Source organism: Cryptosporangium sp. NPDC048952, assembly GCF_043197895.1.
Lineage (GTDB): Bacteria > Actinomycetota > Actinomycetes > Mycobacteriales > Cryptosporangiaceae > Cryptosporangium.
Genome location: NZ_JBICTY010000005.1, coordinates 680532 through 702625 on the forward strand (window position 1 = coordinate 680532; position 22094 = coordinate 702625).

Below are 22094 nucleotides of genomic sequence, written 5' to 3' on the forward strand. Positions count from 1 at the left end.
GGCGGTGCGCGGTGAGGTCGTGGAACACTGCACGTATGTTGCGCTGGATGACCGCCGGCGAGTCCCACGGACCCGCCCTCGTCGCGATGCTGGAGGGCCTCCCCGCCGGTATCGCGGTGACCACGACCGAGATCTCCGAACAGCTCGCCCGCCGTCGCCTGGGCTACGGCCGCGGCGCCCGGATGAAGTTCGAGCAGGACCAGGTGGACATCCTCGGCGGCGTCCGCCACGGCTCCACCCTCGGCAGCCCGGTCGCCATCCGCATCGGCAATACCGAGTGGCCCAAGTGGGAGGAAGTGATGGCGGCCGACCCGGTCGACGAGGAGATCCTCGCCGGCCTGGCCCGCAACGCACCGCTCACGCGTCCCCGCCCCGGCCACGCCGACCTCGCCGGCATGCAGAAGTACGGCTTCACCGACGCCCGCCCGATCCTGGAGCGCGCCAGCGCCCGGGAGACCGCGGCGCGGGTGGCCCTCGGCACCGTGGCCCAGTCGCTCCTGCGCCAGGCGCTCGGCGTCGAAATCGTGTCGCACGTCGTCGAACTGGGGTCCGTCGCGGTCAAGGACGGCACCGAGCCACCCACCCCCGCCGACCGCGAACGCATCGACGCCGATCCGCTGCGCTGCGCCGACCCCGACGCGTCCGCGCGGATGGTCGCCGAGGTCGACGCCGCGAAGGCCGACGCCGACACGCTCGGCGGCATCATCGAGGTGCTCGCGTATGGCCTGCCGCCGGGCCTGGGCAGCCACGTCCAGTGGGACCGCAAGCTCGACTCGCGCCTGGCCGCCGCGCTGGTGAGCATCCAGGCGTTCAAGGGTGTCGAGATCGGTGACGCGTTCACCCAGGCGCGGTCCCGGGGCTCGAAGGCGCACGACGAGATCGTGAACACTCCCGACGGCGTCCGGCGGCTCTCCGGCCACGCCGGTGGCCTCGAGGGTGGCATCACCACCGGCGAGGTGCTGCGCATCAAGGGTGCGATGAAGCCGATCGCGACGATTTCCCGCGCGCTGCAGACCGTCGACGTCCAGACGGGTGAGCCGGCGAAGGCGATCGCGCAGCGCAGCGACGTCTGCGCGGTGCCGGCGGCGGCGATCGTCGCCGAGGCGATGGTCGCGCTCGTGCTCGCGGACGCCGCGATGGAGAAGTTCGGTGGGGACTCGGTCGAGGAGATCCGCCGTAACCTCGCCGGTTACCGGGCCGCGCTGGTGATCGAATGAGTCCGACCGTGGTGTTGGTCGGGGCGCCCGGCGCCGGCAAGACGACGATCGGCGTGCTGCTCGCCGAGCACCTCGGCGTCGCGTTCCGCGACGTCGACCACGACATCGAGGCGAGCGCGGGCAAGCCGATCAGCGAGATCTTCGTCGACGACGGGGAGCCCGCGTTCCGCGCGCTGGAGGTGGCCGCGGTCGCGGCGGCCCTGGCATCGCACGACGGTGTGCTGGCGCTCGGCGGGGGCGCGGTGCTGGCGGACGCCACGCGCGCCGCGCTGCGCGGCCACCGTGTCGTCCACTTGAACGTGGGGTTGTCCGACGCGGCCGAGCGGGTCGGGCTGAACACCGCCCGCCCGCTGCTCGCGCTCAACCCGCGGGCGACGCTGCGCACGCTGCTGGCCGAGCGCGCCCCGATCTACGCGGAGGTCGCGACGATCGCGGTGGAGACCGACGGGCGGGAGCCCGCGGACATCGTCGCCGACATCGTCGCGCGCCTCGAGGAGGTCCCCGCGTGAGTGACGTGACGACGATTCGGGTGGGGGGCGAGCAGCCCTATGACGTGCTCGTCGGGCACGGGTTGTTGGGGGAGTTGGCGCCGCTGCTGCAGGGGGCGCAGCGCGTCGCGGTGATCCACCCGGGTGCGCTGCGTACGACCGGCGAGGCCGTCCGCGACGACCTGCGCGCGGTCGGATTCGAAGCGCACTCGCTGGAGATCCCGGACGCCGAGGACGGCAAGACGCTCGAGGTCGCGGGCTTCTGCTGGGACGTGCTCGGCCAGGCCGGCTTCACCCGCACCGACGCGATCGTCGGCCTCGGCGGCGGCGCGGTCACCGACCTCGCGGGGTTCGTCGCGGCCTGCTGGCTGCGTGGCGTCCGCGTGGTGCAGGTGCCGACGACGCTGCTCGGCATGGTCGACGCCGCGGTCGGCGGCAAGACCGGCATCAACACCGGGGCCGGCAAGAACCTGGTCGGCGCGTTCCACCCACCGGCCGGTGTGATCGTCGACCTGGCCACGCTGGAGACGCTCCCCAAGCACGAGCTGGTCGCCGGCATGGCCGAGGTCGTGAAGACCGGCTTCATCGCCGACCCGCGGATCCTCGAACTGATCGAGGCCGACCCCGCGGCGGCCACCGACCCGGCGTCGCCGGTGCTGCGGGAGCTGGTCGAGCGGTCGATCCAGGTCAAGGCCGACGTCGTCTCGGCCGACCTGCGTGAGTCGGGGCTGCGCGAGACGCTGAACTACGGGCACACGCTCGGGCACGCGATCGAGAAGAACGAGCGGTACCGGTGGCGGCACGGCGCCGCGGTGAGCGTCGGGCTCGTGTTCGCGGCCGAGCTGGGCCGGATCGCGGGGCGTCTCGACGACGCCACTGCGGATCGTCACGCGGCCGTGTTGAAGCTGCTCGGGTTGCCGCTGACGTACTCGGCCGCGGCGTGGCCGAAGCTGCTCGACTCGATGCGCGTGGACAAGAAGTCGCGCGGGAACCGGCTGCGGTTCATCGTGCTGGACGGGCTCGGGAAGCCGACCGTGCTGGAGGATCCGGATCCCGGGTTGCTCGTGGCGGCGTACTCGGCGGTGGGTACCGAGAGTTCGCCGGGTGCGGCGGTGCAGCTGTGACGCGCGTGTACGTGCTGAACGGGCCGAACATCGGCCGGTTGGGGACGCGGGAGCCGGACATCTACGGTGCCGACACGTACGACGACCTTGCCGCGCTCTGTGTGAAGACCGGGACCGAGCTGGGGCTCGACGTGGTCGTGCGGCAGACCGACGCCGAGCACGAGATGCTCGGGTGGTTGCACGCGGCAGCGGACGAGCGCGCGCCGGTGGTGCTCAATCCTGGGGCGTGGACGCACTACAACATCGCCGTGCGGGACGCGTGCGCGATGCTCACGGCGCCGCTGATCGAGGTGCACATCAGCAACGTCCACAAGCGCGAAGAGTTCCGCCACACGTCGGTGATTTCCGCGGTGGCCACCGGCGCCATCATCGGACTGGGCCTCACGGGCTACACCCTGGCGCTCCGCCACATCGCGTGGGCCTGAGGCGTGCACGGCTTGGTGGGTCATAGCCCACCAAACCGTGCACGGCTCACAGGCGGGACTGGAGGGCTACTGCTATGAGGGCGGTGGCGGTGAAGTCGATTGCGGGTTCGACGCTCGAGTAGGCGTGGGGCTGGTCGACGAAGCGCGAATCCTGCCGATCGAACCGGCTCACGTCCACGCCGGTGCAGTCCTTCGCGGTCGACGACTTCGTCAGCGAGTTGAACGCACTCGACGCATTCGGCCCGTTCAGCGTCGCCCCGACCGCGATCTTCCCCTTTCCGTTCAGATCACCGGACAGGTTCGCGATCTGGTGGTGAATGCACTTCGGGTACGTGTTCCCGACCCCCACCACCAGCGACAACCCCCACCCGTTCGTGCCGAGCGCGATGTTGCGCTGCGCCGTGCCGAACGCGTCGTACGAGTCGTCCTCCGCCGCGCGGTGGTACAGCGACGCGACCGCGCTCCAGCCGAACGTCTTCGTCGTGAAGTCGGACTGGGTCATCGGCGCGGCCGCACCGATCGGGTTCTTCTCCCCGGCCGCCACCCCGGCGTCCAGCCGCTTCTTCAGATCGGCCACCAGCGCGTCCGGCGTCACCCCGGACGGACGGTTGCCGGTCTCGTCGAGCAGTCCGTACAGCTCGGCGTCGGCCAGCGGCCCCACGTCGTAGAGGTTGAGCGGCTGCTTGCTGCCCGACCCCACCATCTGCCCGGCCCACTGGGCGGCCTGCCCGGCCCACACCGACCACCGGTCGTCACCGAGCACGAACCCGGCCCGCGCGACCTCGGTCGCGGCCAGCGCCATGTCGTCGGTCCACGTGCTCTCCGCGTAGTACGAGCGCGGGTACGTCGTCATCAGCGTGCCGGGGTCGTCGGTGTTCGCGAGGCTCAGGATCGTCGCGGCGGCGTCCAGGTGTGCCCGGGCCCCCGTCGGGTCGTTGCGGGCCTCGACCTGCGCGGCCAGCGCGAACGCAGCCGCGACCCGCCCGGCGACGTTGGGGCTGATCAGCTCGCCGGGCTGGTTCGCCCGGAACACCGGCCGGTTGCGCAGGTAGCGCTTGCCGTCGCCGGACGCGTCGTCGTCGTCCTGCGGGAGCCGCCAGACGTCGTGGTCGCCGACGATGTTGTCCACACCGCCGCTGCCGAGCCCGACCTGCAGGTACAGCGTGCCGGTCTTCTCGTCCCACATCTTGTCGAGCCAGTCCATGCCGAACGACGTCTCGTCCGACAGACCCTCGATCGCCTTCGCGTTGCCGATGCTCGCGTCACCGCCCCGCTGGGCCAGCTGCATCAGCGTCAGCGCGTACGCGGTGGTGTGGGTGAACTTGAGGTAGTCGCCGGCGTCGAACCACCCGCCGCTGACGTCGACGCTCGACGCGCCGTCGACGGTGCTCAAGCCCGAGCCGAGGTCGTCGCCGTCGGAGAACTCGGGCGCCTCGTAGACGGTCGCCTCGTCGTCGTGGAGGTGGGACGCTTCGCGGGGGATCGGCTCGGAGAGCACGTCCTCCCCGTCGCGCTGGACGCCGAAGAACTTGACGGTGTCGGCTGCGACCTGTCCGAACAGCTCCTTGCTCGCGCCGACGACGAACACCTGCGAGGCGGCGGTGACCCCACCGCTGACCCGGATGCGGTAGGTGCCCGCGGTGCGTAACTCCGAGACGTCGATCGGATAGGTGGCCGGGTAGCGGTCGCTCCAGGAGCCCCGGTCGGATCCGACGGTCCCCTTCAGCGCGACCGAGCCGTCCTGTCGTTCGACGAGGAACGACGCGTCGTCTGCCTGGCGCGGGGCCAGCAGCACGGCGACCTTCGTCTCGGTGGTGCCGTAGCCGACCTGGTCGGTGCGCACGACGGCATCGGTGGGGCCCACCGGTTCCCAGCTCCCCACCGGCGCGTCCTGGTCCGGCGCGTCGTTGTCTGGATCGTCGCCCGTGCAGCCGGCGACCAGCGCCAGCGTGGTCAGGACGGCGGCTGCTCCCACGAGTAGCCGGGATATGACCGCTGGGCGGCGGTTATGCACGAGTTCCCTTCCTGACGTTTCGGTCCGACCCGCTCGGGTCGGTCGGCGCTGGCCAGCCGGTGGACGGGCCAGCGGCCGTCAGCCGACCACTGTCCGGCAGACGTGGAGCCGGTAAGGTCGACTATCGGATACAGGTAGTATCTGGTGACCTGACAAGCGGGTGGCAGCCGCCGCCCCGCTTCTCAGAGAATCCCTACGACTTGCGCACGGTTTCCCAACTGCGTCACAGGGTTGGGCCGGCCCGCCGACCAGGAGACGAAGAGCTTCCGCATGGCCACCACGAACGACCTGAAGAACGGCATGACGCTGAACCTGGACGGTCAGCTCTGGAACGTCGTCGAGTTCCAGCACGTGAAGCCCGGCAAGGGCGGCGCGTTCGTGCGGACGACGTTGAAGAACGTGCTGACGGGCAAGGTCGTCGACAAGACGTTCAACGCCGGCGTGAAGGTCGACACCGCGAACGTTCACAAGGCCGCGATGTCGTACCTGTACAAGGACGCCGGGGACTTCGTGTTCATGGACTCGGAGACCTACGACCAGATCACGGTCCCGGCAGCGACGGTCGGTGGCAACGCCGACTACCTGCTGGAGAACGCCGAGGTCACGGTCGCGCTGCACGACGCGACGCCGCTCTACGTCGAGCTGCCGGCCTCGGTCGAGCTCGTCGTGGCCCACACCGACCCGGGCCTGCAGGGTGACCGGTCCACCGGCGGCACGAAGCCGGCCGAGCTGGAGACCGGCGCGACGATCCAGGTGCCGCTGTTCGTCAACACCGGCGACAAGCTGAAGGTCGACACCCGCGACGGGCGGTACATCGGCCGGGTCACGGGGTGACCAGTCCCCGGCAGAACCCGCGGCGCGAGAACGACCCCGACCGGCGTTCGGCGCGGCGCAAAGCGCGGAAGCGTGCGCTCGACATCCTGTTCGAGGCCGACGTCCGCGGTACCGAGCCGCTCGCGACCGCTCGCGACCGGCTCGCACAGTCCGATCCGCCGGTTCCGGACTACGCGGTGACGCTGGTCGAGGGCGTGACGGCGAACCGTGCGCGGCTCGACGAGTTGATCGCGACGTACGCGGAGGGGTGGACGATCGACCGCATGCCCGCGGTCGACCGGAGCCTGCTGCGCCTGGGCATCTACGAACTGCTGTTCCGCGACGACATTCCCGACGTCGTCGCGATCGACGAGGCCGTGGACCTGGCCCGCGAGCTCTCCACCGACGACTCACCACGGTTCGTCAACGGCCTACTCGGCCGGCTTCAGTTGGTGAAGGCGGAACTTTAGCCGGAAGGTGCACGGCCCGCCCAGGGCAGTGCAATGACGAAGCCCCCCGCGCCGTTGGCGCGGGGGGCTTCGTCGTGTTCCAGCCGACACCCCCGGCTGGAACCAGGGTGTTACGGGCGGATCGGTGTTGCGACCAGCACGTTCCATTCGGTGAGCTTCTCGATCAGGCCGGCCGGCGAGAGGTCGAACACGATCGCGAGCGTGCGGAGGTCGTCCGCGCGGATGGAGAGAACCCGGCCGTTGTAGTCGCCGCGCTGCTGCTGAATGCTGCGGGCGAACCGCTGCACAGCACCGAGCTCGTCACCGGGCAGCTGCTCGAGGCGCTCCAGGTCGATGACGACCTTGCTCGCGCCCTCGTGACGGCCAGGGCCGTCGCCGGGGAGGAGCTCCGCGATCGGGACCCGGTAGAACTCGGCCAGCTCGTTGAGGCGGGCGACGGTCACGGCACGGTCGCCGCGCTCGTACGACCCGACGACTACGGCCTTCCAGCGGCCGCCGGACTTCTCCTCCACCCCCTGTAGAGAGAGGCCCTGCTGCTGCCGGATGGCTCGCAGCCGGGCACCGAGGGCCTTGGCGTAATCGGACATTCGTACTCCGAGGGGTAAAGCGCATGCCCGGGGAAAGCATGCGGGCGGACGAGCAGCGACATGCCGGACCACGTCACCGCGCCCGGTCGCTACGGAGAGTGACCGTAGAGCCGAAAGGGCAATCCGGTCAAGGGGAATGACGAAACCGTAGCCGCCCGGCGATGTGACGTTGAACGCCCCAGTCGATTCCACGCGGTAAGCAACCGTGCCCGTTCTCGCTGCGGGGTGTGACCAGAACAGTTCATCATCCTCTCGTCACATGGTTCACATCGGTACCGGAAGTCGCGACATCTCCCGTACGAAACGGGCCGAAAGGCTGAGGGCGTCAGAGCTGCGGAAAGAGGTGTGACCTGGGTCGCGTGGTGCCCTTGGGGCCTCTGCGGTGAATCGTCGCGCACCGTACGGGCGCTGATAAGTTTGACCTCGACGAGCCCATCCTTTAACGACCCGTCCGGTGAGGCGGGGAAGGAGGTGGCCGGCGGTGACGCCTGCCATTGAAGAAGTCCGCGAGATCCTCGACGAATCAGCTGTCGCACGCACAATCGACCGGATCGCACATCAGATCCTGGAGAAGACCGACGGCGGCGCCGACACCGTGCTGATGGGGATCCCCACCCGCGGCGCCCCCCTCGCCCACCGTCTGGCCGAGCGCATCACGACCTTCACCGGCGTGACCCTCCCGGTCGGCGCGCTGGACGTCACTCTCTACCGCGACGACCTCCGGATGCGTGCCCCCCGCGCGCTGGAAAAGACCGACCTGCCCAGCGAGGGCGTCGACGATCGCCGGGTGATCCTGGTGGACGACGTCCTGTTCTCCGGCCGCACGATCCGGGCCGCACTCGACGCGCTCTCCGACCTCGGCCGGCCTCAGAGCGTCCAACTCGCCGTTCTCGTCGACCGCGGGCACCGGGAACTACCGATCCGTGCCGACTACGTGGGCAAGAACCTGCCGACCTCGCGGAGCGAGAACGTGCGGGTGCAGCTGCGCGAGGTCGACGGCCGGGACGCCGTCGTGATCGCGAGGGCCGACGCGTGATCCCGCACCTGCTCTCCGCCGCCGATCTGGACGCCGAGACCGCGACGCTGGTGCTCGACACTGCCACCGAGCTCGCGGCGGCCGCCGGGCGCAGCGTCAAGAAGTTCCCGACGTTGCGCGGCCGCACGGTCGTCAACCTGTTCTACGAGGACTCCACCCGCACCCGGATCTCGTTCGAGGCGGCCGCGAAGCGGCTGTCCGCGGACGTCATCAACTTCTCGGCCAAGGGCTCGAGCGTCAGCAAGGGCGAATCGCTCAAGGACACCGCGCTCACGCTGCAGGCGATGGGCGCGGACGCCGTGGTGATCCGCCACCAGGCGTCAGGTGCTCCGCACAACCTGGCGAAGTGGGTCGACGGCGCGGTCGTGAACGCCGGCGACGGCACGCACGAGCACCCCACGCAGGCGCTGCTCGACGCGTACACGATGCGCAGCCGTCTCGGCCGGTTGGAAGGGCTGCGGGTCGGGATCGTCGGGGACGTGCTGCACAGCCGGGTGGCCCGGTCGAACGTGCTGCTGCTCGCGACGCTCGGCGCCGAGGTGACGCTGGTGGCGCCGCCGACGCTGGTACCGGTGGGTGTCGGTGCGTGGCCGGTGGAAGTGTCGTACGACCTCGATACGGTCCTGCCGAAGCTGGACGTGGTGATGGCGCTGCGCGTGCAACGGGAGCGGATGAACGCCTCGTTCTTCCCGACCGAGCGCGAGTACGCCCGCCGCTACGGCCTCGACGCCAAGCGCCTGGCCGCGCTGCCCGAGCACGCGATCGTCATGCACCCCGGGCCGATGAACCGCGGCATGGAAATCACGCCGGAAGTAGCTGACTCTCCCCGTTCCACGATCGTCGAACAGGTCACCAACGGCGTGAACGTCCGGATGGCCGTCCTCTACCTGCTGCTCGGAGGCTCGCAGTGAGCGTGAACTACCTGATCCGTGGCGCGACGCTCCCCGACGGGACGACCCAGGACCTGGCCATCCGCGACGGCCTGATCGCGGATAGTACGGACGGCGAGGTCATCGACGGTTCCGGGCTGCGCGTGCTGCCCGGGCTCGTCGACATCCACACCCACCTGCGCCAGCCCGGCCGGGAGGACGCCGAGACGATCGAGACCGGCAGCCGCGCCGCCGCACTCGGCGGTTACACCGCGGTCTGCGCGATGGCCAACACCGATCCGGTCGCCGACGCGGCCGGCATCGTCGAGCAGGTCTGGCGTCTGGGCCGCGAGGTCGGCCTGGCCGACGTCCAGCCGGTCGGCGCGGTCACGCTCGGGCTCAAGGGCGAGCGGCTGGCCGAGCTCGGCGCGATGGCCGAGTCGGCCGCACAGGTGCGCGTCTTCTCCGACGACGGGCACTGCGTGCACGACGCCGCGGTGATGCGCCGGGCGCTGGAGTACGTCAAGGCGTTCGACGGCGTCATCGCGCAGCACGCGGAGGACCCGAAGCTGACGGTCGGTGCGCAGATGAACGAGGGCGAGCAGTCGGCGCGGCTCGGCCTGGCGGGCTGGCCCGCGGTCGCCGAGGAGGCGATCATCGCGCGGGACGCGCTGCTGGCCGCGCACGTCGGTTCCCGGCTGCACGTCTGCCACGTCTCCACCGCCGGTTCGGTCGAGGTGCTGCGCTGGGCGAAGAGCCGCGGCATCCGCGTCACCGCCGAGGTGACGCCGCACCACCTGCTGCTCACCGACGAACTGGCCGCGACCTACGACCCGGTGTACAAGGTCAACCCGCCGCTGCGCACCGCCGAGGACGTCACCGCGCTGCGGGAGGCCCTCGCCGACGGCACGATCGACGCGGTCGCCACCGACCACGCGCCGCACGCCCGCGAGGACAAGGAGTGCGAGTGGGCCGCGGCCCGGCCCGGCATGCTGGGGCTGGAGACCGCGCTGCCGATCGTCATCAAGACGATGGTGGAGACAGGCCTGCTCGACTGGGCGGGGGTCGCGGATCGGCTCTCCCACGCCCCGGCCCGCATCGCGAACCTCGACAGCCGGCACGGCCGGCCGCTCACCCCCGGTGAGCCCGCGAACCTGACGCTGGTCGACCCCTCGCAGCGCTGGACCGTTACCCCCGATGGGCTGGCCAGCATCAGCCGTAACACCCCGTACGCCGGGCTGGAGTTGCCCGGTGCGATCGTGGCCACGTTCCTGCGCGGGCGTGCCACGGTGCTGGATGGGAAGGCACAGGCATGATCGCCGCCGCGTATGAACGCCCACCCGACAACTGGACCGGGCGAATCCTGTTCACGATCGGTGTTCTGGTCGTGTTCGCGCTGATCGTCTGGGCGGCCCGCCGGGCGTGGAAGCGCCGGGTGGCGGCCCACGCCGACCTGCTGCCGCTGCCGACCGGCACGGTCACCGACGCCGTGGAGGCCTCCGACGGTCTCTACGCCGGCACCACGCAGTCCGGTGAGTGGCAGGCCCGCGTCTATGCGGGCGGCCTCGCGAACCGGGCCGCGGCCACGCTGCACACCGGGCCCGAGGGTGTCCTGATCGAGCGCGACGCCTCCGACCCGCTGTTCATCCCCGCCGCAGCGATCACCGAGGCCCGCCTCGACGCCGGTCACGCGAACAAGGTCGTCGGCGGCGCCGGAATCCTCGTGATCACCTGGGAGCAGCAGGGCTTCCGCCTCGACACCGGCTTCCGCGCCGACCACCGCGTCGACAACGCCACCCACCTGCGTGAGATCGAGAAAGTCATCCTGGAGAAGACCGCATGACTACCAACACCCCCGCGCTGCTGGTTCTGGAGGACGGCCGCACGTTCCGCGGCGAAGCCTTCGGAGCGGTCGGCGAGACGTTCGGCGAAGCCGTGTTCACCACGGGCATGACCGGCTACCAGGAAACGATCACCGACCCCTCCTACCACCGGCAGATCGTCGCGATGACGGCGCCGCACGTCGGCAACACCGGCGTGAACGGCGAGGACGACGAGTCGGGAAGGATCTGGGTGGCCGGCTACGTCGTTCGTGACCCCGCCCGGATCTCGTCGAACTGGCGCGCGACCGGCGCGCTGGGCGACCGGCTCGCCGCCGAGGGCATCGTCGGCATCGCCGGCGTCGACACCCGCGCGCTGACCCGGCACCTGCGGGAGCGCGGCGCGATGCGCGCCGCCGTCTCCAGCACCGGGGAGGACCGCGACGCCGTCCTCGAGAAGGTGCTCGCCAGCCCGTCGATGACCGGGGCCGACCTGGTCGGCGACGTGACGACGCCGGAAACCTACGTCGTGAACGCCGAGGGGCAGACCCGGTTCCGGGTCGCCGCGATCGACCTCGGCATCAAGCGCAACACCCCCCGCCGGATGGCCGCGCGCGGCATCGAGGTGCACGTGATGCCCGCGACGTCCACCCCGGAGGAACTCCTCGCGGCCGCCCCGGACGGCGTGTTCTTCTCCAACGGCCCGGGGGACCCCGCGACCGCCGACACGGCGGTGCGGCTCGCGCAGGCCGCGCTCGGCGAAGGGCTGCCGACGTTCGGCATCTGCTTCGGCAACCAGGTGCTCGGCCGCGCGCTCGGCTTCGGCACCTACAAGCTGCGCTACGGCCACCGGGGCATCAACCAGCCGGTGCTGGACAGAGAAACCGGCAAGGTCGAGGTCACCGCGCACAACCACGGGTTCGCCGTGGACGCGCCGCGCGAGGGCACGGCCGACACCGAGTTCGGCCGCGCCGAAGTGAGCCACGTCTGCCTGAACGACGACGTCGTCGAGGGCCTGAACTGCCTCGACAAACCCGCGTTCAGCGTCCAGTACCACCCCGAGGCCGCCGCGGGTCCGCACGATGCTGACTACCTGTTCGACCGGTTCGTGAACCTGATGGAAGGCAAGGGCTGATGCCGAAACGCACAGACATCCAGCACGTGCTGGTCATCGGTTCCGGGCCGATCCTGATCGGCCAGGCCGCCGAGTTCGACTACTCCGGCACTCAGGCCTGCCGCGTGCTGCGCGAGGAGGGTCTGCGGGTCAGCCTCGTCAACTCCAACCCGGCGACGATCATGACCGACCCGGAGTTCGCCGACTCGACCTACATCGAGCCGATCACCCCGGAGTACGTCGAGCAGATCATCGCGAAGGAGCGCCCCGACGCGCTCCTGGCCACCCTCGGTGGCCAGACCGCGCTCAACACCGCTGTCGCGCTGCACGAGCGAGGCGTCCTGGAGAAGTACAACGTCGAGTTGATCGGCGCCGACATCGACGCGATCCAGCGCGGAGAGGACCGGCAGCGGTTCAAGGACATCTGCGCGTCGGTCGGCGCCGAGACCCCGCGCTCGGCGGTCTGCCACTCGATGGACGAGGTCCGCGCCACCGTCGCCGACCTCGGCCTGCCGGTCGTCATCCGGCCGTCGTTCACGATGGGCGGCCTCGGCTCGGGCATGGCCCACACGTCCGACGACCTCGAGCGCATCGCCAGCGCCGGCCTGGCCGCCAGCCCCACCACCGAGGTTCTCATCGAGGAGAGCGTGCTCGGCTGGAAGGAGTACGAGCTCGAGCTCATGCGCGACCGCAACGACAACGTCGTCGTGGTCTGCTCGATCGAGAACGTCGACGCGATGGGCGTGCACACCGGTGACTCGGTGACCGTCGCCCCGGCGATGACGCTCACCGACCGCGAGTACCAGCGGATGCGTGACGTCGGCATCGCGGTGCTGCGCGCGGTCGGCGTCGACACCGGCGGCTGCAACATCCAGTTCGCGGTCAACCCGGAGACCGGGCGCCTCGTCGTGATCGAGATGAACCCGCGGGTGTCGCGGTCGTCGGCGCTGGCCAGCAAGGCCACCGGCTTCCCGATCGCGAAGATCGCCGCGAAGCTCGCGGTCGGCTACACGCTCGACGAGATCCGCAACGACATCACCAAGCAGACCCCGGCCAGCTTCGAGCCGGCGCTGGACTACGTCGTCGTGAAGGTGCCGCGGTTCGCGTTCGAGAAGTTCCCGGGCGCCGACCCGGAGCTCACCACGACGATGAAGTCGGTCGGCGAGGGAATGGCGCTGGGCCGCTCGTTCCCGGAGGCGCTGAACAAGGCGCTCCGGTCGGCCGAGACGGCCGCCGGCGGCTTCTGGACGACGCCCGACCCCGACAACGACCCGCTCGAGGCGCTGCGGATCCCGCACGACGGGCGCCTCTACGACGCCGAGCGGGCGCTGCGCGTCGGGCACTCGGTCGAGGAGGTCTCGAAGGTCTCCGGGTACGACCCGTGGTTCGTCGACCAGATCGCGTCGCTGGTGGAGCTGCGTGCCGAGCTCGTCGACGCGCCGGTGCTCGACGCCGACCTGCTGGGCCGGGCCAAGCGCGCCGGCCTCTCCGACCGCCAGGTGGCGGCGTTGCGTCCGGAGTTCGCCGGTGAGGACGGCGTCCGTTCGCTGCGCCACCGGCTGGGCCTGCGGCCGGTCTACAAGACCGTCGACACCTGCGCCGCGGAGTTCGCGGCCTCGACGCCGTACCACTACAGCGCCTACGAGACCGACCCCGAGGCGGAGACCGAGGTCGCTCCCAGCGACCGGCCGAAGGTGATGATCCTGGGTTCGGGTCCGAACCGGATCGGTCAGGGCATCGAGTTCGACTACTCCTGTGTGCACGCCGCGATGTCCCTGCGGGACGCCGGCTTCGAGACCGTGATGGTCAACTGCAACCCGGAGACGGTGTCCACCGACTACGACACGTCCGACCGGCTCTACTTCGAGCCGCTCACGTTCGAGGACGTGCTCGAGGTGTGGCACGCCGAGCAGGAGTCCGGACGGAGCGGCGGGGGGCCCGGAGTCGTCGGCGTCATCGTCCAACTCGGTGGCCAGACCCCGCTCGGGCTCGCCCGGCGCCTGGCCGCAGCCGGTGTGCCGATCGTGGGCACCTCGCCGGAGAGCATTCACCTCGCCGAGGAGCGCGGCGCGTTCGGCCGGGTCCTCGACGAGGCCGGTCTGCCGGCGCCGAAACACGGCATGGCTACGTCCTACCGCGAGGCGCGCGCCATCGCGGAGACGATCGGCTACCCGGTACTGGTGCGCCCGTCCTACGTGCTCGGCGGGCGCGGCATGGAGATCGTCTACGACGACACCACGCTGGAGTCCTACATCGCCCGGGCCACCCAGGTCAGCCCCGAGCACCCGGTGCTCGTCGACCGGTTCCTCGACGACGCGATCGAGATCGACGTCGACGCGCTGGCCGACGGCACCGGTGACGTCTACCTGGGTGGCGTCATGGAGCACATCGAGGAGGCCGGGATCCACTCCGGCGACTCGGCATGCGCGCTCCCGCCGATCACCCTCGGCTCGACCGACATCGAGAACGTGCGCCGCTCCACCGCGGCGATCGCGGCCGGCGTCGGGGTGAAGGGGCTGCTCAACGTCCAGTACGCCCTGAAAGACGACACGCTCTACGTCCTCGAGGCCAACCCGCGGGCGTCGCGGACGGTTCCGTTCGTCTCCAAGGCGACGGCGGTGCCGCTGGCGAAAGCCGCGGCCCGCATCATGCTCGGCGCCACGATCGCCGAACTGCGAGCCGAAGGCCTGCTGCCGGCGAGCGGCGACGGCGGTTCGCTGGCGCTCGAGCAGACGCCGATCGCGGTCAAGGAGGCCGTGCTGCCGTTCAAGCGGTTCCGCACGATCACCGGCGCCGGGGTCGACAGCCTGCTCGGCCCGGAGATGAAGTCCACCGGCGAGGTGATGGGCATCGACACCGCGTTCGGTGCGGCGTTCGCCAAGAGCCAGGCCGGGGCGTACGGGTCGCTGCCGACGTCGGGCCGGGTGTTCGTCTCGGTCGCCAACAAGGACAAGCGCTCGATCGTCTTCCCGGTCAAGCGCCTCACCGACCTGGGCTTCGAGGTGATCGCGACGCACGGCACCGCCGAGGTGCTCTGGCGCCACGGCATACCGGCGCGCGTCGTGCGCAAGCACTTCGAGCCGGCCGGCGGCGAGGACGATCACGACGTGGTCACGTTGATTCGGGCGGGAGAGGTTCAGTTGGTCGTCAACACGCCGTACGGAAATTCCGGACCGCGCGTCGACGGCTACGAGATCCGGTCGGCCGCGGTGGCCGCCGACGTGCCGTGCATCACCACTGTTCAGGCGGCCGCGGCAGCTGTGTTCGGCATCGAGGCGCAGCTGCGCGGCGAGCTCTCCGTGCGGCCGCTGCAGGAGCTGCACCGGGCGCTGCGCTCGTGAGCGTGTACGGGTTCCTGCGGGATCAAGCGCTCTTCCGCCTCGGCGACGCGGAAACTGCTCATGAGCGGACTTTGTCCGCTCTGACCAGGTTCGGTAAAGCCCCCGCCGCCGTGAAAGCCGCCCGCCGCTGGGCGCACGGCGACGCCCCCGGCCTGGCCCGCACGCTGTTCGGCGTGCGGTTCCCCGGGCCGGTGGGCCTGGCTGCCGGCATGGACAAGAACGGCGTCGCGCTGCCGGCCTGGGCCGGGCTCGGCTTCGGGTTCGTCGAGGTCGGTACCGTGACCGCCCACGCCCAGCCGGGCAATCCGCGGCCACGGCTGTTCCGGCTCCCGGCGAACGAGGCGATCGTCAACCGGATGGGCTTCAACAACCGCGGTGCGGCCGCGCTGGCTGCCCGCCTCGCCGACCTGAGCGCCGGCGGCCGGACCCCGCTGTCGATCCCGATCGGCGTCAGCCTCGGCAAGTCCAAGGTGACGCCGCTCGAGGACGCGGTCTCCGACTACGTGACGTCGCTGCGGCAGGTCGGCCGCTACGCCGACTACGTGGCGGTCAACGTCAGCTCCCCGAACACCCCGGGGCTGCGGGCGCTGCAGGATCGGGCCGCGCTCGACGAACTGCTGGCGGCGCTCTCCGCCGAAGCGCAGATCCCCGGGCCCCGTCGCCCGGCCGGCCGAGCCGTGCCACTCGTCGTCAAGATCGCGCCCGACCTCACCGACGAGGCGGTCGGCGAAGTGCTCGAGGTATGTACGGCGCACGGCGTCGCCGGCGTGATCGTCTCGAACACGACGCTGAGCCGGGCCGGCGTCGACACCCAGGAGGCGGGCGGGCTCTCCGGCGCACCGCTGACCCGGCGGGCCCGCGAGTTGGTCGGATTCGTCGTGCGCGAGACCGACGGACGCCTGCCGGTGATCGGCGTCGGGGGAGTGCTCACCGCCGCCGACGCGATGGCCCTGTTCGACGTCGGTGCCGCGCTCGTGCAGGTGTACACCGGCCTGGTCTACCGGGGCCCCGGGCTGGTCCGGGCGATCAATAGAACCGTCACTCAGCGTGGCGCCGGGCGCCTCGGCTCCGGCGAGGCCGTTTCTGACCCGCTGAGCGCCCCTCAGAGCGATTTTCCGGGTACGACCCAAGGCTCGGTGACCACAGGCGGGTCGCCGACGCTCAGCGAGCCCGTAGCGAGGGAGGCCTCCGAGTGAGCGTTAACACGGGCGCAGCGTCGCAGGTCGCGCCTTCCGCGGACCACTTCGGTGCCCGCCTCGCCCGCGCGGTCGCGGAGCGGGGGCCACTCTGCGTGGGCATCGACCCGCACCCCGGTCTGCTCGATGCGTGGGGGCTGACCAGGGACGTCGTCGGCGTGGAACGGTTCGCCCGCACGGTCGTCGAGGCGCTCGCGGACCGGGTCGCGGTGCTCAAGCCGCAGTCGGCGTTCTTCGAGCGGTACGGCAGTCGCGGGATCTCGGTGCTGGAGCGCGTGATCCTCGACGCCAGGGCGGCGGGCGCCCTGGTGCTCAACGACGTCAAGCGCGGCGACATCGGCAGCACGGTCGAGGCCTACGCGGCGGCGTACCTCGATCCGGCGTCACCGCTGTGCGGGGACGCGATGACCGCGAGCCCGTATCTGGGCTTCGGCTCGCTCGCCCCGTTGATCGACACGGCGATCGCGAACGGCAACGGTGTCTTCGTGCTCGGCTTGACGTCCAACCCCGAAGGACCCCAGGTGCAGCACGCGGTCGCCGCCGACGGGCGGACCGTCGCGCAGACCGTACTGGACTCGGTTGCGGGAGCCAACGTCGGGTACACGCCGTACGGCCCGGTCGGCGTCGTCGTCGGGGCCACCGTCGGGGAGACAGGCCACGACCTGAGCCGGGTCGGCGGACCGTTCCTGGCGCCCGGTCTGGGCGCGCAGGGCGCGGGCGCCGACGACCTTCGAAAGGTGTTCGGAGAGGCCCGCCGGGCGGTGCTTCCGTCGGTTTCCCGCGAGGTGCTGCGCGCGGGTCCGGGGGAGTCGGAATTGCGTTCTGCGGCATCCCGGGCAGCGGACGATTTCCGGGCTGTGCTTGCCTAGAGACGGGTCGGTTCGAGCGCCCGGCGAGGGTGTAGGTGTTGCCTACGCCACGGTGGGTACTCCCCGACCTGCATGAACCCCTCGCGGCGAACCCTCGTTGCTGTCAGTGTGGAGTGTGGCATCGATCACTGCATTGTTCCGGTGAGGCCTCGCAAAATCGGGCAAATAACCGCGAATCACAGATTTCAGCGGTTTCATGCGACGATTAGTCGGGGGCCAACACCGGGCCGCATTGATTCCTGTTGCACTTCCTCGCTAGGTTCACGCGCTGGAATCGTCCGCTTCCCCAACGAACACCCGAGGTGACCTGTGGCTCTTCCGTCGTTGAGCCCCGAGCAGCGCGCTGCTGCTCTGCAGAAGGCTGCCGAGGCGCGCAAGCAGCGTGCCGCGGTCAAGGACAAGCTCAAGCACGGTGGGTTGTCCCTGTCAGAGGTCCTCGACTCGGCCGAACAGGACGACGTCATCGGCAAGATGAAGGTCTCGGCCGTCCTCGAGGCGCTGCCCGGCATCGGCAAGGTCCGTGCCGTCCAGATCATGGAGAAGTTCAAGATCGCCGAGAGCCGGCGGGTGCGTGGCCTGGGTGACAACCAGAAGCGCGCGCTGCTTCAGGAATTCGGCTCGCCCTCCGGTGGACGCTGAATTTCCCGGCCTTCCGTCCCGCGCCGCTGATGCGGCGCGGCTGACGGTGCTCTCCGGTCCGTCCGGAGTCGGCAAGGGCAGCGTCGTGGCCGAGATCCGGCGTCACCACCCCTCGGTGTGGCTGTCGGTCTCGGTGACGACGCGAGCGCCCCGACCTGGCGAAGAGCACGGCAAGCAGTACTACTTCGTCAGTCGGGACGAGTACGACGCGATGGTGGCCGCCGGCGAGCTCCTGGAACATGCGGAGTTCGCCGGCAACGGCTACGGCACTCCCCGGCGTGCGGTCGAGGAGCGCCTGGCTGCCGGGCGTCCCGCGCTGCTCGAGATCGAGCTGCAGGGTGCCAGGCAGGTTCGGGCCGCGATGCCCGGAGCGCAGTTCGTCTTCTTGGCGCCGCCGTCCTGGGACGAGTTGGTTCGCCGGCTCGTGGGGCGGGGCACCGAGGACGAGGAGACGATTCGTCGTCGGCTCGACGCCGCGGTGGTCGAACTCGCCGCGGAGAAAGAGTTCGACGTGACGATCGTCAACGACAATGTCAGCCAGGCTGCCATCGAGTTGGTAGAGTTGCTGACCGTGCCCGTTCGCTGAGGGACGATCCGGGTGCTGAGGTGGGAGGCAACTCCCACGAGAAACCACAATCTCCCGATTACCTTTTGAGGCTGATCCGTTTTGTCCGGAACCGTCGCCGCTCCTGAGGGCATCACCAACCCGCCGATCGACGAGCTGCTGGAGAAGACCTCCTCCAAGTACGCGCTCGTGATCTACGCGGCCAAGCGCGCGCGCCAGATCAACGCCTACTACTCCCAGCTCGGCGAGGGCCTGCTCGAGTACGTCGGCCCCCTGGTGGAGACCTCTCCGCAGGAGAAGCCGCTGTCCATCGCCCTTCGCGAGATCAACAGCGACATGTTGACCCACGAGGCGATCGCTGAAGAGGGTGCGACCAACTAAAGCTTTTCCAGCGTTCTGCGGACGTCCGGCATCGTGCCGGGCGTCCGTTCTGGTGTGTGCGGGGCGCAGCAGGCGCGTTAGGTTTTGAGCGTGACCGAAGTCGTGCTGGGTGTCGCCGGGGGAATCGCCGCCTACAAGGCCTGTGAGCTGTTGCGGCGGCTCAAGGAATCCGGCCTGGACGTGACGGTCGTGCCGACCGAGAGCGCGCTGGAGTTCGTCGGGGCCCCGACGTGGGCGGCGTTGTCGGGGCGGCCGGTGGCCACCGACGTCTGGACGTCCGTCCACGAAGTGCCGCACGTGGCGCTGGGGCGGCGGGCCTCACTGGTCGTCGTGGCTCCCGCCACCGCTGACCTGCTGGCGCGTGCGGCGCACGGGCTGGCGAACGACCTGCTGACGAACACGCTGCTCACCGCGCGGAGCCCGATCCTGTTCGCGCCGGCGATGCACACGGAGATGTGGGAGCACCCGGCGACGCAGGCCAACGTCGCGACGCTGCGTTCGCGGGGCGTCGTCGTGCTGGAGCCGGCCGTCGGCCGGTTGACGGGGGCCGACACCGGTAAGGGGCGGTTGCCGGAGCCGGCGGAGATCTTCGACGTGGCGGTGGCGCTTCTTCGCCGGGGTGTGGTGACACCGGATCTGTCCGGTCGCCGGGTGGTCGTTTCCGCCGGCGGCACGCGCGAGTACCTCGACCCGGTGCGCTTCATCGGCAACCGGTCGTCCGGCCGCCAGGGATACGCGCTGGCCCGCACCGCCGCCGCCCGTGGCGCGAAGGTGACGTTGATCGCAGCCAACACCGCGCTGCCCGACCCGGCCGGCGTCGACGTCGTCCGCGTCGTCAGCACGCGTGATCTGCAGGAGGCCGTCTTCGCCGCCAGCGCCGACGCGGACGCGGTCGTGATGGCCGCGGCGCCGGCCGACTTCCGTCCGGACGCCTACGTCGAGAACAAGATCAAGAAGACCGACGACGTGGGCGCACCGACCGTGACCCTGGTGCAGAATCCCGACATCCTCGCGGGGCTGGTCCGGCGTCGCACTTCCTCCGGCACTGGACCCGTGATCGTCGGCTTCGCCGCGGAGACCGGGGACACGACGGGATCCGTGCTCGAACTGGGCCGGGCCAAGCTCGCCCGCAAGGGCTGCGACCTGCTCGTCGTCAACGACGTGTCCGAAGGCAAAGCGTTCGAGTCGACCGAAAACGCAGCCGTCGTGCTGGCTGACGACGGCACGTCGACCGAAGTTCCGCACGGCCCGAAAGAGGCGCTGGCGGACACGATCTGGGATCTGGTCACACCCCGCCTCCGTTAGTTGTTTCAGGAGGTCGACAACTTGGAGCTCAGGGCCCCGCTCTTTCCGGGGCTCACCCACCGGATCGGTAGACTCGCGCCGATACGAACCACCCTCGACCCTGGGAGCACCGTGGCCCGCCGTTTGTTCACCTCCGAATCCGTGACCGAGGGTCACCCCGACAAGATCGCCGACGCGATCAGTGACGGCATCCTCGACGCGCTGCTCGCCCAGGACCCGCGCAGCCGGGTCGCGGTGGAGACGCTGATCACCACCGGCCAGGTCCACGTCGCCGGTGAGGTCACCACCGATGCGTACGCCGACATCCCGAGCATCGTCCGGGAGACCATCCTCGGGATCGGCTACGACTCGTCGAAGAAGGGCTTCGACGGAGCGTCCTGCGGGGTCAGCGTTTCGATCGGGTCGCAGTCGCCCGACATCGCGCAGGGCGTCGACACCGCCTACGAGGCCCGTGTCGAGGAGTCCGAGGAAGACGCGCTCGACCGCCAGGGCGCCGGCGACCAGGGCCTGATGTTCGGTTACGCGAACAACGACACCCCCGAGTTGCTGCCGCTGCCGATCGCGCTCGCCCACCGTCTCGCGCGCCGCCTCGCGCAGGTCCGCAAGGACGGGCTGATCCCGTACCTGCGGCCCGACGGCAAGACCCAGGTCACGATCGAGTACGACGGCCCGAAGGCCGTCCGCCTCGACACCGTGGTCGTCTCGTCGCAGCACGCCTCCGACATCTCGCTGGAGACGCTGCTCGCGCCCGACATCGCCGAGTACGTCGTCGCGCCGGAGCTCGCCGAGCTGGGCCTGGAGACCGAGGGCTACCGCCTGCTGGTCAACCCCACCGGCCGCTTCGAGATCGGTGGCCCGATGGGCGACGCCGGTCTGACCGGCCGCAAGATCATCGTCGACACGTACGGCGGTTTCGCCCGCCACGGTGGTGGCGCGTTCTCCGGAAAGGACCCGTCCAAGGTCGACCGGTCCGCTGCCTACGCGATGCGCTGGGTCGCGAAGAACATCGTCGCGGCCGGGCTCGCCGACCGCGCCGAGGTGCAGGTCGCGTACGCGATCGGCAAGGCTCACCCGGTGGGGCTGTTCCTGGAGACTTTCGGCACCGAGACCGTCGACCCGGACCGGATCACCAAGGCCGTCAACGAGGTGTTCGACCTCCGCCCGGCCGCGATCATCCGCGACCTCGACCTGCTGCGCCCGATCTACCGCCAGACCTCGGCCTACGGCCACTTCGGCCGTGAGCTCCCCGACTTCACCTGGGAGAAGACCGACCGCGCTGCCGCCCTCAAGGACGCCGCCGGCGCGTGACGTCGAGCGCCCTGTCGGAGGGTGCTGGTAGACCAGAGGCATGACGCTGCTGGACGAGGAGCCCGCTGAGCCGACCGGCTCAGCGGGCTCCTCGCGTCCGGACCGCCCCCCGCCCGAGCCCGCGCCCGTCTCGCCGGCCTCGAGCGCCTTGCCCGCCTCGAGCGCCTCGCCCGCGTCGGGCGGCTCCGCCGCCGGGGACGCGCTGCTGCCCGACGCCACCGGCGCCGCGAGTGGCGCGGCCCCTGCGGCTTCGCCCCGCCGTACGACGAGGCCTGCGGCGCCGCGCCGCGCGGCGGCGCGCGAGCCTGACCCGGCGCTCCCGTTCGACATCGTGCCCGACGCGCAGCCCGCGGTGGCCGAGCCCGCGACGAAGCCTGCGTCCCCCCGCGAGCCCGACGCGGCGCTCCCGTTCGACGTCGTGCCCGACGCGCAGCCCGCGGTGGCCGAGCCCGCGACGAAGCCTGCGTCCCCCCGCGAGCCCGACGCGGCGCTCCCGTTCGACGTCGTGCCCGA

General features: G+C 70.6%; 20 protein-coding genes and 2 pseudogenes. 20 read left to right on the forward strand and 2 right to left on the reverse strand.

Annotated features, from left to right (window positions below):
* The first annotated feature begins 35 nt into the window (after positions 1-35).
* From aroC to aroQ, 4 genes are read left to right on the forward strand one after another with little or no spacing between them, the layout of a single operon-like run.
* Complete coding sequence (gene aroC, locus ACGFY5_RS29990; RefSeq protein WP_392724945.1) at positions 36-1217, forward strand: chorismate synthase; 1182 nt, start codon at positions 36-38, stop codon at positions 1215-1217.
* On the forward strand, positions 1214-1726 hold the full coding sequence (locus ACGFY5_RS29995; RefSeq protein ID WP_392724947.1) for a shikimate kinase: 513 nt from the start codon (positions 1214-1216) through the stop codon (positions 1724-1726). Before aroC ends, ACGFY5_RS29995 begins: the two co-directional genes overlap by 4 nt.
* A complete protein-coding gene (aroB, locus tag ACGFY5_RS30000; RefSeq protein WP_392724949.1) occupies positions 1723-2829 on the forward strand; it encodes a 3-dehydroquinate synthase in 1107 nt (368 codons plus the stop codon). The genes ACGFY5_RS29995 and aroB overlap by 4 nt, the downstream gene beginning before the upstream one ends.
* Positions 2826-3254 (forward strand): type II 3-dehydroquinate dehydratase, encoded by a 429-nt coding sequence (aroQ, locus tag ACGFY5_RS30005; protein WP_392724950.1) that lies wholly within the window; start codon positions 2826-2828, stop codon positions 3252-3254. Before aroB ends, aroQ begins: the two co-directional genes overlap by 4 nt.
* 46 nt (positions 3255-3300) lie before the next feature.
* Here the strand turns inward: aroQ and ACGFY5_RS30010 are convergent, their stop codons facing one another.
* The gene (locus ACGFY5_RS30010; RefSeq protein ID WP_392724952.1) at positions 3301-5229 is read right to left on the reverse strand and encodes a glycoside hydrolase family 9 protein; all 1929 of its coding nucleotides are present in this window, start codon (positions 5227-5229) and stop codon (positions 3301-3303) included.
* Between the two features lie 309 nt (positions 5230-5538).
* Here ACGFY5_RS30010 and efp point away from each other — a divergent pair, with 309 nt between their 5' ends.
* Together efp and nusB are read left to right on the forward strand one after the other, a co-directional pair.
* Complete coding sequence (efp, locus tag ACGFY5_RS30015) at positions 5539-6102, forward strand: elongation factor P (RefSeq protein WP_392724953.1); 564 nt, start codon at positions 5539-5541, stop codon at positions 6100-6102.
* A complete protein-coding gene (gene nusB, locus ACGFY5_RS30020; protein WP_392724955.1) occupies positions 6099-6551 on the forward strand; it encodes a transcription antitermination factor NusB in 453 nt (150 codons plus the stop codon). Before efp ends, nusB begins: the two co-directional genes overlap by 4 nt.
* Positions 6552-6661: 110 nt before the next feature.
* On the opposite strand, the gene ACGFY5_RS30025 is transcribed toward nusB, so the two are convergent.
* Positions 6662-7138 carry a transcriptional regulator gene (locus ACGFY5_RS30025; RefSeq protein WP_035850614.1) on the reverse strand — a complete coding sequence of 159 codons (477 nt, stop codon included), beginning with the start codon at positions 7136-7138 and terminating at the stop codon, positions 6662-6664.
* A gap of 481 nt (positions 7139-7619) precedes the next feature.
* Between ACGFY5_RS30025 and pyrR the strand changes: the two genes are divergently transcribed.
* From pyrR to ACGFY5_RS30095, 14 genes and pseudogenes are all read left to right on the forward strand, one after another.
* The gene (pyrR, locus tag ACGFY5_RS30030) at positions 7620-8174 is read left to right on the forward strand and encodes a bifunctional pyr operon transcriptional regulator/uracil phosphoribosyltransferase PyrR (protein ID WP_392724957.1); all 555 of its coding nucleotides are present in this window, start codon (positions 7620-7622) and stop codon (positions 8172-8174) included.
* A complete protein-coding gene (locus ACGFY5_RS30035) occupies positions 8171-9085 on the forward strand; it encodes an aspartate carbamoyltransferase catalytic subunit (protein WP_392724958.1) in 915 nt (304 codons plus the stop codon). The genes pyrR and ACGFY5_RS30035 overlap by 4 nt, the downstream gene beginning before the upstream one ends.
* The gene (locus ACGFY5_RS30040) at positions 9082-10359 is read left to right on the forward strand and encodes a dihydroorotase (protein ID WP_392724960.1); all 1278 of its coding nucleotides are present in this window, start codon (positions 9082-9084) and stop codon (positions 10357-10359) included. Before ACGFY5_RS30035 ends, ACGFY5_RS30040 begins: the two co-directional genes overlap by 4 nt.
* Positions 10356-10886: a transporter gene (locus ACGFY5_RS30045; RefSeq protein ID WP_392724962.1), complete on the forward strand. Its 531-nt coding sequence runs from the start codon at positions 10356-10358 to the stop codon at positions 10884-10886. Before ACGFY5_RS30040 ends, ACGFY5_RS30045 begins: the two co-directional genes overlap by 4 nt.
* Positions 10883-11998, forward strand: coding sequence for a glutamine-hydrolyzing carbamoyl-phosphate synthase small subunit (gene carA / locus ACGFY5_RS30050; RefSeq protein ID WP_392724963.1), 1116 nt, complete (start codon positions 10883-10885; stop codon positions 11996-11998). Before ACGFY5_RS30045 ends, carA begins: the two co-directional genes overlap by 4 nt.
* On the forward strand, positions 11998-15318 hold the full coding sequence (carB, locus tag ACGFY5_RS30055; RefSeq protein WP_392724965.1) for a carbamoyl-phosphate synthase large subunit: 3321 nt from the start codon (positions 11998-12000) through the stop codon (positions 15316-15318). The genes carA and carB overlap by 1 nt, the downstream gene beginning before the upstream one ends.
* Positions 15319-15320: 2 nt before the next feature.
* Positions 15321-16358, forward strand: a pseudogene (locus tag ACGFY5_RS30060) (quinone-dependent dihydroorotate dehydrogenase); the annotation flags it as partial.
* Between the two features lie 152 nt (positions 16359-16510).
* Positions 16511-17383 carry an orotidine-5'-phosphate decarboxylase gene (gene pyrF / locus ACGFY5_RS30065; protein ID WP_392724967.1) on the forward strand — a complete coding sequence of 291 codons (873 nt, stop codon included), beginning with the start codon at positions 16511-16513 and terminating at the stop codon, positions 17381-17383.
* A gap of 309 nt (positions 17384-17692) precedes the next feature.
* A complete protein-coding gene (gene mihF, locus ACGFY5_RS30070) occupies positions 17693-18022 on the forward strand; it encodes an integration host factor, actinobacterial type (protein WP_392724969.1) in 330 nt (109 codons plus the stop codon).
* Complete coding sequence (gmk, locus tag ACGFY5_RS30075; protein ID WP_392724970.1) at positions 18012-18608, forward strand: guanylate kinase; 597 nt, start codon at positions 18012-18014, stop codon at positions 18606-18608. Before mihF ends, gmk begins: the two co-directional genes overlap by 11 nt.
* 81 nt (positions 18609-18689) lie before the next feature.
* Positions 18690-18968 carry a DNA-directed RNA polymerase subunit omega gene (gene rpoZ / locus ACGFY5_RS30080; RefSeq protein ID WP_392724972.1) on the forward strand — a complete coding sequence of 93 codons (279 nt, stop codon included), beginning with the start codon at positions 18690-18692 and terminating at the stop codon, positions 18966-18968.
* A gap of 90 nt (positions 18969-19058) precedes the next feature.
* Positions 19059-20273: a bifunctional phosphopantothenoylcysteine decarboxylase/phosphopantothenate--cysteine ligase CoaBC gene (coaBC, locus tag ACGFY5_RS30085; protein WP_392724973.1), complete on the forward strand. Its 1215-nt coding sequence runs from the start codon at positions 19059-19061 to the stop codon at positions 20271-20273.
* 111 nt (positions 20274-20384) lie between these two features.
* Positions 20385-21581, forward strand: a complete 1197-nt coding sequence (gene metK, locus ACGFY5_RS30090; protein WP_035850633.1) for a methionine adenosyltransferase — start codon at positions 20385-20387, stop codon at positions 21579-21581.
* A gap of 40 nt (positions 21582-21621) precedes the next feature.
* Positions 21622-22094, forward strand: a pseudogene (locus ACGFY5_RS30095) (hypothetical protein); the annotation flags it as partial.

Coding starts and splice junctions, on each gene's coding strand:
- aroC (WP_392724945.1), top strand. CDS start 36: ATGTTGCGCTGGATGACCGCCGGCGAGTCCCACGGACCCGCCCTCGTC.
- ACGFY5_RS29995 (WP_392724947.1), top strand. CDS start 1,214: ATGAGTCCGACCGTGGTGTTGGTCGGGGCGCCCGGCGCCGGCAAGACG.
- efp (WP_392724953.1), top strand. CDS start 5,539: ATGGCCACCACGAACGACCTGAAGAACGGCATGACGCTGAACCTGGAC.
- ACGFY5_RS30025 (WP_035850614.1), bottom strand. CDS start 7,138: ATGTCCGATTACGCCAAGGCCCTCGGTGCCCGGCTGCGAGCCATCCGG.
- ACGFY5_RS30045 (WP_392724962.1), top strand. CDS start 10,356: ATGATCGCCGCCGCGTATGAACGCCCACCCGACAACTGGACCGGGCGA.
- carA (WP_392724963.1), top strand. CDS start 10,883: ATGACTACCAACACCCCCGCGCTGCTGGTTCTGGAGGACGGCCGCACG.
- carB (WP_392724965.1), top strand. CDS start 11,998: ATGCCGAAACGCACAGACATCCAGCACGTGCTGGTCATCGGTTCCGGG.